Below are 12,263 nucleotides of genomic sequence, written 5' to 3'. Positions count from 1 at the left end.
GGCGGTCCGCGTGAACCCCGGCAACATCAAGCAGTTCGACGACAAGGTCAAGGAGATCGCCAAGGCGGCCAGGGACCACGGCACCCCGATCCGCATCGGCGTGAACGCCGGCTCGCTGGACCGGCGCCTGCTCCAGAAGTACGGCAAGGCGACCCCCGAGGCGCTGGCCGAGTCCGCCCTGTGGGAGGCGTCCCTCTTCGAGGAGCACGACTTCCGGGACATCAAGATCTCCGTCAAGCACAACGACCCGGTCGTCATGGTCGAGGCGTACCGGCAGCTCGCCGCCCAGTGCGACTACCCCCTCCACCTCGGCGTCACCGAGGCCGGCCCCGCCTTCCAGGGCACCATCAAGTCGGCCGTCGCCTTCGGCGCGCTCCTCTCCCAGGGCATCGGCGACACCATCCGCGTCTCGCTGTCGGCCCCGCCGGTCGAGGAGATCAAGGTCGGCATCCAGATCCTGGAGTCGCTGAACCTGCGGCAGCGCGGCCTGGAGATCGTCTCCTGCCCGTCCTGCGGCCGCGCCCAGGTCGACGTCTACAAGCTCGCCGAGGAGGTCACCGCCGGCCTCACCGGCATGGAGGTGCCGCTGCGCGTCGATGGGCTGTGTGGTCAACGGCCCCGGCGAGGCCCGCGAGGCCGACCTCGGCGTCGCCTCCGGCAACGGCAAGGGCCAGATCTTCGTGAAGGGCGAGGTCATCAAGACCGTGCCCGAGTCGAAGATCGTGGAGACGCTGATCGAGGAGGCGATGAAGATCGCCGAGGAGATGGAGAAGGACGGCGTGACGTCGGGCGAGCCGCAGATCTCGGTGGCCGGCTGACGACGCCGGCCGGTCCGCCGGCCCCTTCGGCGTCCGGGGACGAGGCCGGCCGCGGACCGGAGCGGGGTCCGGGGGCGGCGTCCCCCGGATTCCGCGGGTACAGTGCGGAGACATCAGCAGACCCCCGTGTGTGAGGCCCCGCGCGTGTTGACGCAGACCACATCCCGGGTCCTCGAACCGAGCGACCTGGACGCCGCACTCGCCGTACTCGACCGCGAGCCGGTCGCGAACGCCTTCGTGACGGCCCGCGTCCGGATCGCGGGCCTGGACCCGTGGCGGCTCGGCGGCGAGATGTGGGGCTGGTACGAGGGGGGCGTCCTGACCTCCCTGTGCTACGCCGGCGCCAACCTGGTGCCCATCTGCGCCACCCCCCGGGCCGTCCGCGCCTTCGCCGACCGCGCCCGCCGGGCCGGCCGCCGCTGCTCCTCCGTCGTCGGCCCGGCCGAGCCCACCGCCGCGCTCTGGCGGCTGCTCGAACCCCAATGGGGCCCGGCCCGCGAGGTCCGCGCCCACCAGCCCCTCATGGTCACCGACCGGATGTCCGACGTCATAGCCCCGGACCCCTTCGTCCGCCGCGTCCGCAAGGACGAACTGGAGACGATCATGCCGGCGTGCGTGGCGATGTTCACCGAGGAGGTCGGCATCTCCCCGCTGGCCGGTGACGGCGGCCTGATCTACCAGGCCCGGGTCGCCGAACTCGTCGGCGCCGGCCGCTCCTTCGCCCGCTTCGACGCCGACGGCAAGGTCGTCTTCAAGGCCGAGATCGGCGCCGCGACCGACCGCGCCTGCCAGATCCAGGGCGTCTGGGTGGCCCCCGAGCACCGGGGGAAGGGCGTCGCCGCACCCGGTATGGCGGCCGTCCTCCGCTACGCCCTGACGGAGATAGCCCCCGTGGCGAGCCTCTACGTCAACGACTTCAACACGCCCGCCCGCAGGACGTACGAGAAGGTGGGCTTCCAAGAGGTCGGCGCCTTCATGAGCGTGCTGTTCTGACGGGGCACGCCGTGCGGTCCCCCCGGCCTGTAGTCTCCCCGGCATGGTGCGCTTTCCCGGTCACGGCCGCTCCCACCCCGACGACATCGTGATCGGCCCCCTCGACCTCCCCGGCCACGTCGACGAGGCGCTGGCGGTGCAGGCGGTGGCGTTCGGGCTCGGTCCCGACGAGGTGGCCGTACGCCGGCAGATCGTGCTGCGCCACATGACCTTCCCCGGCGCCCGCGCCTTCGGCGCCACCGTCGAGGGCCACCTGGTCGGCTTCGTCTACGGCATGCCCAACGACCGCACCCACTGGTGGTCCACCGTCGTCGAGCCCTATCTGCGCGCCCGGGGCCACGACGACTGGCTCGACGACTCCTTCGTCATCACCGAGCTGCACGTCCACCCCCGGTACCAGAAGCACGGCATCGGCCGCGCCCTGATCACCACGATCACCGACGGCGCCGACGAGCCCCGCTCCATCCTCTCCGCCATCGACGTCGAGAGCCCGGCCCGTCACCTGTACCGCTCGCTCGGCTACCAGGACCTCGCCCGCCAGGTCCACTTCCCCAGCGCCGTCAAGCCGTACGCCGTCATGGGCGCCCCGCTGCCGCTCCCCCGCGGGTAGCGGACGGCGGACAATCGATTTCCGCCGCCGCGTCCCGCCCGGCTAACCTCCCTGTCATCCACCCAGACGCAGCAGGAGTACGAGAACCATGGCGAACGCACCGGTCCAGCGCATGTCCCAGTTGATGGCGAAGACGCTGCGCGACGACCCGGCGGACGCCGAGGTCCTCAGCCACAAGCTTCTCGTCCGGGCCGGCTACGTGCGCCGCACCGCCGCCGGCATCTGGACCTGGCTGCCCCTCGGCAAGAAGGTCCTCGCCAACGTCGAGCGCGTCGTCCGCGAGGAGATGGACGCCATCGGCGCCCAGGAGGTGCTGCTCCCCGCCCTGCTGCCGCGCGAGCCCTACGAGGCGACCGGCCGCTGGGACGAGTACGGCCCCGAGCTGTTCCGCCTCCAGGACCGCAAGGGCGGCGACTACCTCCTCGGACCCACCCACGAGGAGATCTTCACCCTGATGGTGAAGGACCAGGCGTCCTCCTACAAGGACCTGCCGGTGATCCTCTACCAGATCCAGAGCAAGTACCGGGACGAGGCCCGCCCCCGCGCCGGCATCCTGCGCGGCCGCGAGTTCCTGATGAAGGACTCCTACTCCTTCGACCTGGAGGACGAGGGCCTGGCGAAGTCGTACGCCCTGCACCGCCAGGCGTACCAGAGGGTCTTCGAGCGCCTCGGCCTCGACTACCGCATCTGCGCGGCCACCGCCGGCGCCATGGGCGGCTCCAAGTCCGAGGAGTTCCTCGCCCCCGCGGAAGCCGGTGAGGACACCTTCGCGGACTGCCCGAACTGCGACTTCGCCGCGAACACCGAGGCGATCGCCTACGAGCTGAAGCCGGTCGACGCCGCCGGCGTCCCGGCCGCCGAGGAGATCCCCACCCCCGACACCCCGACCATCGAGACCCTCGCCGCCTCGCTCGGCGTCGAGGCCTCGGCCACGCTGAAGAACCTGCTGGTCAAGGTCGACGGCGAGATCGTCGCCGTGGGCGTCCCCGGCGACCGCGAGGTCGACATGGGCAAGGTCGAGGCGCACTTCGCCCCGGCCGCCGTGGAAATGGTCACCGAGGCCGACTTCATGGCCCGCCCCGACCTGGTGCGCGGCTACGTCGGCCCGCAGGGCCTGGGCAAGGTGAAGTACGTCGCCGACCCGCGCGTGGCGCCGGGCACCGCCTGGATCACGGGCGCCAACAAGGCCGACACGCACGCGAAGAACGTGGTCGCGGGCCGTGACTTCGAGGTCGACGAGTACGTGGACGTCGTGGTGGTGCAGGAGGGCGACCCGTGCCCCGCGTGCGGCACGGGTCTGCGTCTGGACCGCGCCATCGAGATCGGCCACATCTTCCAGCTGGGCCGCAAGTACGCCGACGCCCTCAAGCTCGACGTGCTGGGCCAGAACGGCAAGCCGGTCCGCGTCACCATGGGTTCCTACGGCATCGGCGTCTCCCGCGCGGTGGCGGCGCTCGCCGAGCAGACCGCCGACGACAAGGGCCTGTGCTGGCCGGCGGAGGTCGCCCCGGCCGACGTCCACGTGGTCGCCGCGGGCAAGGCTCTCCAGACCGAGCTGGCCCTGGACGTCTCCGAGAAGCTGTCCGCCGCGGGCCTGCGCGTCCTGGTCGACGACCGCCCCGGCGTCTCCCCGGGCGTGAAGTTCACCGACTCGGAGCTGATCGGCGTCCCGCGGATCCTGGTCGCGGGCCGCCGCGCCGCCGAGGGCGTCGTCGAACTCAAGGACCGCCGCACCGGCGAGCGCGAGGAACTCACGGTCGACGAGGCGGTCGCCCGCCTCACGGCGTAACGGCGTCACCGGGCCCGTGCCGGCCGCCGTCGCACGGGCCCGGGTCTCGTCCAGTCCGGGTCTCAGCCGGCCCCTCTCGCTTCCACGGGGCGGTGAAGGACCGGCCGGGCGCCGGCTCGGTGATGAGCGCGACGGCGGTGAGGAAGTCGACCTGGCCGCTCGCGAACATCGGGGTGGCGAGCGCCTTCGGCCCGTAGTGCCCGGCCGCCCGCACGGCGCGTCGGAGACCCGCTCGCCGTCCGCGGGCGGCTGCGGCACGGCTTCCACGAGGGCCGGCGCGCTCGACTCCGGTGAAGTACGGCGAGTCCCACCAGGACGCCACCGAGGCGATCCGCTCCTCCGACTGCCCGGCCCCGCGCAGGAAGCCCGTGTGCAGGACGGTCAGGCAGGCGCCGCCGGCGATCCGACCGGCGCGCAGCCGGACCGGGCTGATCGTGGAGCGCGGCACCGGCCCGTCGCCGGTGACCTTGAACAGTGCCGCCGCCGTCTCCTCCGGGTCGCTCCGCCCGCCGTCCCCGCCCCGACGGACCACGGCGCGGAAGTGCGACGGAGGCCCCGCAACGGGAACAGGTCCTGGATGTGCTGTCCCGGGACATCGGTGACACGCGTGCCGGGTGCTCGAACGGGTGAGGGCCTTCCGGGTTCGGTGTGGACGGCGACATCCACCGCCGACCCCGCACTGGCATCGGCGGCCACCCGTCAGCCGGGCCGCGTCACCGGCCTGCCCGATCGACACGGCTAGAGCCAGCTCGCGAACTCCAGGAGGAGTTCCGCGTCCCGCTCCCGGCCCACGCGGCGGGCCCGCACCCCCGACTCCACCGCCCGGAACAGCGTCCACCCCCGCAGCCGCTCCCGGTCGACCTCCAGCGACTCCGCCAGCCGCTTCACCCGCCGCCGCGTCGTCGTCGCCCCCGACGCCTGCGCGATGAGGTCCTCCACCCGGTCCCGCACCAGCCGCGCCAGATCGAACGCGTGCTCACCGACCACCGGATCCGGTCCCACCGCCAGCCACGGCATCCGCTCCCCGGACAGCACCTTGCTCTGCCGGAACGTGCCGTGCAGCAGCCGCTGCTCGGGCGGCGCCGCCAACAGCTCCTCGCGGGCCGTCAGCGCCGCCTCCACCAGCGGAGCCACCTCCGGGTCGGCCACCGCGCTCGCCCGCATGGCCCGGGCCTGCCGCCCCGTCCGCTCGGCCACCGTCTCGAAACCGTGCCCCTCCGGCGGGTCCACCCAGAGCCGGCGCAGCGTCCCCGCCGCCTCCAGCAACGCCTTCGCCTCCGGCAGTGACCGCACCGACACGTCCGGGTGCAACCGCTCCAGCAGCAGCACCCCCTCGGTCGCGCCCGGAGCCGGCTCCAGCAGCCGGACCGCCCCCAGACCGCCCCAGTGGGCCAGCGCGGCCCGCTCGCTCCCCGGGCGCGCCCGGGGCGGCGCCAGCTTCAGCACGGCGGGCGTCCCGTCGGCCGTGCGCACCAGCACGACCAGGCTGCTGCGCCCGCCCGGCACCTGCACCCGCTCCACGGTCAACTCGCACCGTGCGACGGCTTCGCGCGCCGCCTCCGGCAGCCTCTCCAGCCAGTCGTCGCCCTCGGGCGCCGTCTCACGGAGCGCCCTCACCAGACGCTTCGGCGGTTCGAAGACCATGCGCGAGTCGTTCCCTTCCTGCTGTACGCGGTGCCCGCCCCGTCACGCCGTCGGCGCCGGGGTCCCCGAAGCCGTGCCGCCCCGCTCGGCGAGCCCAGGGAAGGCTACGCTCCCGCCGCTCCAGCGCACCGACCGCACCGCCGCCTCCCGCATCGCCTCGGCGGCCCCCCGCCGCTGCTCGCCCCCGCTCGCGCGCACCAGGTCGGCGTAGACCCCGGCCACCCTGTCCTCCAGCTCCGCCGCCAGCCGGACCGCCGCCGCGGCGTCCGGCACCGGGAACGGCAGCGCGTACCCCGCGGCGGCGGCGACGGGCGCGCCCCCCGCGTCCTGCACCGCGCGCACCAGCGCGTCCCTGCGCGCCCGGTGCGCGTCGTACGCCGTCCGTGCCTCGGCACGGCGGCCCGCGCCGATCCGGCCGCCGACGACCCCGTAGCCGTACACCGCCGCGTGCTCCGCCGCCAGGGCGGCCTGCAGCGCCCGCAGCTCCCGGTCCTTCGCCTCGCGCGACTCGCTCACCCTCATGCCTCCGTCAGCAGGTACACGTGCGCCGCGCCGGCCGCCGCCACCGAGGCCAGCAGCCGGGCCAGCTCGCCCGGCGCGTCGAGGAGCGCCTTCGCGCGCCGGTCGGCGATCTCCCGCTCGGCGGCGGCGAGTCCGGCGAGGGCGTCCTTCTCCTTCGCGGGCACGGCGGCCGGCGGGGAGGCCGGGGGCGAGCCCGCCCCGGACGACGACGGCGAGGGCGACGGTGAGGACTCCGCCGCGGCCCCGAACGCCTCCGCGTGCCGTACGACCTCCGCGCGCAGCGGACGCAGCCGCTCCGCCAGCCTCGGATGCGCGGCCGCGACCGCGTCGTACCGCGCGGCCAGCTCCCTGCTGTCCCGGGCCGCACGCGCGCGTGCCCGGTCGGCGGCCGAGGGACGGCTGCCACCGGAGGCCCCGGACTCCTCGGACCCGGCGGAGCAGCCCGCCACCAGCAGGGCCGCCGGGGCGACGGCGAGCAGACTCCTTCTGCGCGGCCCCGAACGGGCACGCGGAGGCGGGGGGAACGGCACGGCAGACGTCCTCGGGGGGCTCGTACGAACACAGCGACGAAGGGAGGGGCCGGGGCCCGTGATCACCGTACCCGTGCGCCCGCGCGGGGGCGCTCAGCGGCACCCTCCGTGACCGGGTGGACGGCAACACCCTCCGCGACCGGATACCCTTTGATCCAGACACGCGCACCGTCCCACAACAGCACACGCGGCCGAGGAGTCACCCGGATGAGCACGACCCAGAGCGAGAGGCTTCGAGAACTTCTGGAGCCGCTCGTCAGCTCCCAGGGCCTGGACCTCGAAGAGATCGCCGTGGACGCGGTCGGCCGCAAGCGTGTGCTGCGCGTCGTCGTCGACTCCGACACCGGAGCGGACCTCGACCGGATCGCCGATGTGAGCCGCGCGCTCTCGGCGAAGCTCGACGAGACGGACGCGATGGGCGGCGGGGAGTACACCCTCGAGGTCGGAACCCCGGGTGCGGAGCGCCCCCTCACCGAGCACCGGCACTACGTGCGCGCCACCGGCCGCCTGGTCCGGTTCCAGCTGGCCGAGGGCGGCGAACTGGTCGCCAGGATCGTCGAGGCGGACGAGGACGGTCTCGACCTCGAGGTGCCCGGGGTGAAGGGCCGCAGGGCCACCGCGCGCCGGCTCGCCTTCGACGACATCACCAGGGCGCGCGTGCAGGTCGAATTCAACCGCAAGGACAACGAGAAGGAAGAGGAGGCGTAATCGTGGACATCGACATGAGTGCACTTCGGCTCTTGGTCAGGGAGAAGGAGATCTCCCTCGACCTGCTGGTCGAAGCGATCGAATCGGCCCTCCTCATCGCCTATCACCGCACCGAGGGAAGCCGCCGGCACGCGCGCGTGGAGCTCAACCGGGAGACCGGACATGTGACCGTGTGGGCGAAGGAGGACCCCGAGGACCTCGAGGAGGGCCAGGAGGCCCGCGCGTTCGACGACACCCCGTCGGGCTTCGGCCGCATCGCCGCCACCACGGCCAAGCAGGTCATCCTGCAGCGCCTGCGCGACGCCGAGGACGACGCGACGCTCGGCGAGTACGCCGGCCGCGAGGGCGACATCGTCACCGGAGTGGTCCAGCAGGGCCGCGACCCGAAGAACGTGCTGGTCGACATCGGCAAGCTGGAGGCCATCCTGCCGGTGCAGGAGCAGGTGCCCGGCGAGACCTATCCGCACGGCATGCGGCTGCGCAGCTACGTCGTCCGGGTGGCCAAGGGCGTGCGCGGCCCGTCCGTCACCCTGTCGCGCACCCACCCCAACCTGGTGAAGAAGCTCTTCGCCCTGGAGGTGCCGGAGATCGCCGACGGGTCCGTCGAGATCTCCGCGATCGCCCGCGAGGCCGGCCACCGCACCAAGATCGCCGTACGCTCCACCCGTTCGGGTCTGAACGCCAAGGGCGCCTGCATCGGCCCCATGGGCGGCCGGGTGCGCAACGTCATGGGCGAGCTGAACGGTGAGAAGATCGACATCGTCGACTGGTCCGACGACCCGGCCGAGATGGTGGCGAACGCGCTGTCGCCGGCCCGGGTCTCCAAGGTGGACATCGTCGACATGGCCGCCCGGTCCGCCCGGGTCACCGTGCCGGACTACCAGCTCTCCCTGGCGATCGGCAAGGAGGGGCAGAACGCCCGCCTCGCCGCCCGTCTGACCGGCTGGCGGATCGACATCCGGCCGGACACGGAACAGGCCGGGGAATAGATCCCGGCCGTAGGTCGCTGAGATCACGACAGCTTTGCGCGCGGCAAGTGTTCGATTCTCGCCCCACAGGGGTGAGGTCGGCGCGGGGAGGTAGACTGAGGAGTGTCTGGCCGGACACGTGCTGGCGTATGCCCCGAGCGCACCTGCGTGGGGTGCCGGGAGCGAGCGGTCAAGAGCGAGCTGCTGCGGATCGTGGTGATCGAGGATGCGTGCGTCCCCGATCCTCGCGGTACGCTGCCCGGCCGGGGTGCGTATACGCATCCCGTCCCGGTCTGTCTCGACCAGGCGGTGCGCCGCAGGGCGTTCCCACGGGCGTTCCGCGTCCCGGGACCGCTCGACGTAAAGGCGTTGCGCCACTACGTCGAGCAGGCACAAGGTTGCTGAGCAGCGGCTTCACGCCGGCTGGCCAGGCAACACGTAAGAACATGCCGCACGGAAGCCCCGTGCGGTCTGGTACCTCGCGAGTCGAAAGCAGGTCGAGATTGCGATGAGCACTCGATGAGTACGCGATGAGTACGCCCATGAACTAGCGACGGTCCGGACGCAACCCGGACCTCAGAGGAGCGAAGTGGCTAAGGTCCGGGTCTACGAACTCGCCAAGGAGTTCGGCGTGGAGAGCAAGGTCGTCATGGCCAAGCTCCAGGAACTCGGTGAATTCGTCCGTTCGGCGTCTTCGACCATCGAAGCGCCCGTAGTACGCAAGCTGACCGACGCCTTCCAGCAGGGCGGGGGCAACGGCAGGTCCGCCGCGAAGCCCGGCGCGCCCCGCAAGGCGGCCCCCAGGCCCGCCGCGCCGTCCCCGGCGCAGGCGGCCCGTCCGGGTCCGGCCGCCCCGAAGCCGCCGGCCGCACCCAAGCCCGCCGCGGCCCAGCCGCCGGCGGCTCCGTCCGCTCCGTCGGCGCCCGCGCCGGCGGCCTCCGGTTCGCGTCCGACGCCGGGCCCGCGCCCCGCGCCGCGTCCGGCTCCGGCGGCCCCGGAGTTCCAGGCCCCGCCCGCGGCGGCCCCGGCTCCGGCAGGCCCGAAGCCCGGCGGCGCGCGTCCCGGCGCCCCCAAGCCCGGCGGTCGTCCCGCCGGTCAGGGTCAGGGTCAGGGCGGCCAGGGCGGTCAGGGCCGTCCGGCCGGTCAGGGTCAGCGCCCCGGTGGCGGCGCACCGCGCCCGGGCGGTCGCCCGGCCGGTCCGCGTCCCGGTAACAACCCCTTCACCTCCGGTGGCTCCACCGGCATGGCCCGTCCGCAGGCTCCGCGCCCGCAGGGCGGCGCGCGTCCCGGTCCGGGTGGTCCCGGCGGCGCCGGTCCCCGTCCGCAGGCCCCCGGCGGCCAGGGCGGCGGTCCGCGTCCGCAGGCTCCGGGCGGGCAGCGCCCGACCCCGGGCTCGATGCCGCGTCCGCAGGGCGGTCCCCGTCCCGGCGGCGGCCCCGGCGGTCCGCGTCCGAACCCCGGCATGATGCCGCAGCGTCCCGCTGCCGGCCCGCGTCCCGGCGGCGGCCCCGGTGGCCGTGGTCCGGGCGGTGCGGGTCGTCCGGGCGGCGCCGGTCGTCCCGGCGGCGGCGGCTTCGCCGGCCGTCCCGGTGGCGGCGGCGGTGCCGGTCGTCCCGGTGGCGGCGGCGGTTTCGCCGGTCGTCCCGGCGGTGGCGGCGGCTTCGGCGGCGGCGGTGGCCGTCCCGGCTTCGGCGGCCGTCCCGGCGGTCCCGGTGGCCGTGGTGGCACGCAGGGCGCCTTCGGCCGTCCCGGCGGTCCCGCGCGTCGTGGCCGCAAGTCGAAGCGGCAGAGGCGCCAGGAGTACGAGGCCATGCAGGCCCCGTCGGTCGGCGGCGTGATGCTGCCTCGCGGCAACGGCGAGACCATTCGCCTGTCGCGCGGTGCGTCGCTCACCGACTTCGCGGAGAAGATCAACGCCAACCCGGCGTCGCTCGTCGCGGTCATGATGAACCTCGGCGAGATGGTCACCGCGACCCAGTCCGTCTCCGACGAGACGCTCCAGCTCCTCGCCGGCGAGATGAACTACACGGTTCAGATCGTCAGCCCGGAGGAGGAGGACCGCGAGCTGCTCGAGTCCTTCGACCTGGAGTTCGGCGAGGACGAGGGCGACGAGGAGGACCTGGTGGTCCGCCCGCCGGTCGTCACCGTCATGGGTCACGTCGACCACGGCAAGACCCGACTGCTCGACGCCATCCGCAAGACGAACGTCATCGCGGGCGAGGCCGGCGGCATCACCCAGCACATCGGTGCCTACCAGGTCGCGACCGAGGTCAACGAAGAAGAGCGCAAGATCACCTTCATCGACACCCCGGGTCACGAGGCGTTCACCGCCATGCGTGCCCGTGGTGCGCGCTCGACCGACATCGCGATCCTGGTCGTCGCGGCCAACGACGGCGTCATGCCGCAGACGGTCGAGGCGCTCAACCACGCCAAGGCGGCCGACGTGCCGATCGTCGTCGCGGTCAACAAGATCGACGTCGAGGGCGCCGACCCGACCAAGGTGCGCGGTCAGCTGACCGAGTACGGCCTGGTGGCCGAGGAGTACGGCGGCGACACCATGTTCGTCGACATCTCCGCCAAGCAGGGTCTGCACATCGACAGCCTCCTCGAGGCCGTCATCCTCACCGCGGACGCCTCGCTCGACCTGCGGGCCAACCCCACGCAGGACGCGCAGGGCATCTCGATCGAGTCCCGGCTCGACCGCGGCCGCGGCGCCGTGGCGACCGTCCTCGTCCAGCGAGGCACGCTGCGGGTCGGCGACACGATGGTGGTGGGCGACGCCTACGGCCGCGTGCGCGCCATGCTCGACGACAACGGCAACAACGTCGCCGAGGCGGGCCCGTCGACGCCGGTCCAGGTCCTGGGTCTGACCAACGTCCCGGGTGCGGGCGACAACTTCATCGTCGTGGACGAGGACCGTACGGCCCGTCAGATCGCCGAGAAGCGCGCCGCCCGTGAGCGCAACGCCGCGTTCGCCAAGCGCACGCGCCGCGTGTCGCTGGAGGACCTGGACAAGGTGCTCAAGGCCGGCGAGGTCCAGCAGCTGAACCTGATCATCAAGGGTGACGCCTCCGGTTCGGTCGAGGCCCTCGAGTCCTCGCTGCTCCAGCTGGACGTCGGCGAAGAGGTCGACATCCGCGTCCTGCACCGCGGCGTCGGTGCGGTCACGGAGTCCGACATCGACCTGGCGATGGGCTCCGACGCCATCGTGATCGGCTTCAACGTGCGCGCCGCCGGGCGTGCCGCGCAGATGGCCGAGCGCGAGGGTGTGGACGTCCGTTACTACTCGGTCATCTACCAGGCGATCGAGGAGATCGAGGCGGCCCTCAAGGGCATGCTCAAGCCGGAGTACGAAGAGGTCGAGCTCGGCACGGCGGAGATCCGCGAGGTCTTCCGCTCGTCCAAGCTGGGCAACATCGCGGGTGTGCTCATCCGCTCCGGCGAGGTCAGGCGCAACACCAAGGCGCGCCTGCTGCGCGATGGCAAGGTCATCGCGGAGAACCTCAACATCGAGGGTCTGCGTCGCTTCAAGGACGACGTCACCGAGATCCGTGAAGGCTACGAGGGCGGTATCAACCTCGGAAACTTCAACGACATCAAGGTCGACGACGTCATCGCGACGTACGAGATGCGCGAGAAGCCGCGGGTGTAACACCCCACGGTGCGTGCCGGCCGGCGGGA

At 73.1% G+C, this 12,263-nt stretch carries 11 protein-coding genes and 1 pseudogene; 8 read left to right on the top strand and 4 right to left on the bottom strand.

Features of this window, described 5'->3' with window-relative positions; translation table 11 throughout:
• The 4 genes and pseudogenes from ispG to ADK41_RS26225 form a co-directional block, all read left to right on the top strand.
• Nucleotides 1-818, top strand: a pseudogene (gene ispG / locus ADK41_RS26240) (flavodoxin-dependent (E)-4-hydroxy-3-methylbut-2-enyl-diphosphate synthase); the annotation flags it as partial.
• A 144-nt stretch (nt 819-962) separates the two neighbouring features.
• The gene (locus tag ADK41_RS26235) at nt 963-1,811 is read left to right on the top strand and encodes a GNAT family N-acetyltransferase (protein ID WP_030834487.1); all 849 of its coding nucleotides are present in this window, start codon (nt 963-965) and stop codon (nt 1,809-1,811) included.
• Between the two features lie 43 nt (nt 1,812-1,854).
• Nucleotides 1,855-2,421 carry a GNAT family N-acetyltransferase gene (locus tag ADK41_RS26230; protein ID WP_030834489.1) on the top strand — a complete coding sequence of 189 codons (567 nt, stop codon included), beginning with the start codon at nt 1,855-1,857 and terminating at the stop codon, nt 2,419-2,421.
• 88 nt (nt 2,422-2,509) lie between these two features.
• Nucleotides 2,510-4,210 carry a proline--tRNA ligase gene (locus tag ADK41_RS26225; protein WP_030834491.1) on the top strand — a complete coding sequence of 567 codons (1,701 nt, stop codon included), beginning with the start codon at nt 2,510-2,512 and terminating at the stop codon, nt 4,208-4,210.
• Here ADK41_RS26225 and ADK41_RS26220 read toward each other — a convergent pair.
• The 4 genes from ADK41_RS26220 to ADK41_RS26205 all read right to left on the bottom strand — a co-directional run bounded on the left by ADK41_RS26220 (nt 4,200) and on the right by ADK41_RS26205 (nt 6,906).
• Entirely contained in the window at nt 4,200-4,742 is a 543-nt protein-coding gene (locus ADK41_RS26220) for a carboxymuconolactone decarboxylase family protein (RefSeq protein ID WP_063756613.1), read from the bottom strand. The two genes, ADK41_RS26225 and ADK41_RS26220, sit on opposite strands and share 11 nt — an antisense overlap.
• A gap of 206 nt (nt 4,743-4,948) precedes the next feature.
• A complete protein-coding gene (locus tag ADK41_RS26215) occupies nt 4,949-5,854 on the bottom strand; it encodes an aminoglycoside phosphotransferase family protein (protein WP_030834494.1) in 906 nt (301 codons plus the stop codon).
• Nucleotides 5,855-5,896: 42 nt separating this feature from the next.
• Nucleotides 5,897-6,376: a ferritin-like domain-containing protein gene (locus tag ADK41_RS26210; protein WP_030834497.1), complete on the bottom strand. Its 480-nt coding sequence runs from the start codon at nt 6,374-6,376 to the stop codon at nt 5,897-5,899.
• Nucleotides 6,373-6,906: a hypothetical protein gene (locus tag ADK41_RS26205; RefSeq protein WP_030834499.1), complete on the bottom strand. Its 534-nt coding sequence runs from the start codon at nt 6,904-6,906 to the stop codon at nt 6,373-6,375. Before ADK41_RS26205 ends, ADK41_RS26210 begins: the two co-directional genes overlap by 4 nt.
• A 207-nt stretch (nt 6,907-7,113) precedes the next feature.
• Here ADK41_RS26205 and rimP point away from each other — a divergent pair, with 207 nt between their 5' ends.
• The 4 genes from rimP (at nt 7,114) to infB (ending at nt 12,234) form a co-directional block, all read left to right on the top strand.
• A complete protein-coding gene (gene rimP / locus ADK41_RS26200) occupies nt 7,114-7,614 on the top strand; it encodes a ribosome maturation factor RimP (RefSeq protein WP_030834500.1) in 501 nt (166 codons plus the stop codon).
• 2 nt (nt 7,615-7,616) lie between these two features.
• Nucleotides 7,617-8,603 (top strand): transcription termination factor NusA, encoded by a 987-nt coding sequence (gene nusA / locus ADK41_RS26195; protein WP_030834503.1) that lies wholly within the window; start codon nt 7,617-7,619, stop codon nt 8,601-8,603.
• A gap of 102 nt (nt 8,604-8,705) precedes the next feature.
• Nucleotides 8,706-8,987, top strand: coding sequence for a YlxR family protein (locus ADK41_RS39790; protein WP_078662151.1), 282 nt, complete (start codon nt 8,706-8,708; stop codon nt 8,985-8,987).
• A 184-nt stretch (nt 8,988-9,171) separates the two neighbouring features.
• Nucleotides 9,172-12,234, top strand: coding sequence for a translation initiation factor IF-2 (gene infB, locus ADK41_RS26190; RefSeq protein ID WP_030834505.1), 3,063 nt, complete (start codon nt 9,172-9,174; stop codon nt 12,232-12,234).
• Nucleotides 12,235-12,263 lie beyond the last annotated feature (29 nt).

The sequence above is a fragment of the Streptomyces caelestis genome (genome assembly GCF_001279005.1).
In the GTDB taxonomy this organism is placed as follows: domain Bacteria; phylum Actinomycetota; class Actinomycetes; order Streptomycetales; family Streptomycetaceae; genus Streptomyces; species Streptomyces heliomycini.
Note: the sequence above shows the minus strand (reverse complement) of the source record. Positions and strands in the feature narration are given on the sequence as shown.

Bases quoted from the DNA above. Each gene is read 5' to 3' on its own strand.
- ADK41_RS26215 (WP_030834494.1), bottom strand. From the start codon at position 5,854: ATGGTCTTCGAACCGCCGAAGCGTCTGGTGAGGGCGCTCCGTGAGACG.
- ADK41_RS26230 (WP_030834489.1), top strand. From the start codon at position 1,855: ATGGTGCGCTTTCCCGGTCACGGCCGCTCCCACCCCGACGACATCGTG.
- ADK41_RS26210 (WP_030834497.1), bottom strand. From the start codon at position 6,376: ATGAGGGTGAGCGAGTCGCGCGAGGCGAAGGACCGGGAGCTGCGGGCG.
- rimP (WP_030834500.1), top strand. From the start codon at position 7,114: ATGAGCACGACCCAGAGCGAGAGGCTTCGAGAACTTCTGGAGCCGCTC.
- ADK41_RS26225 (WP_030834491.1), top strand. From the start codon at position 2,510: ATGGCGAACGCACCGGTCCAGCGCATGTCCCAGTTGATGGCGAAGACG.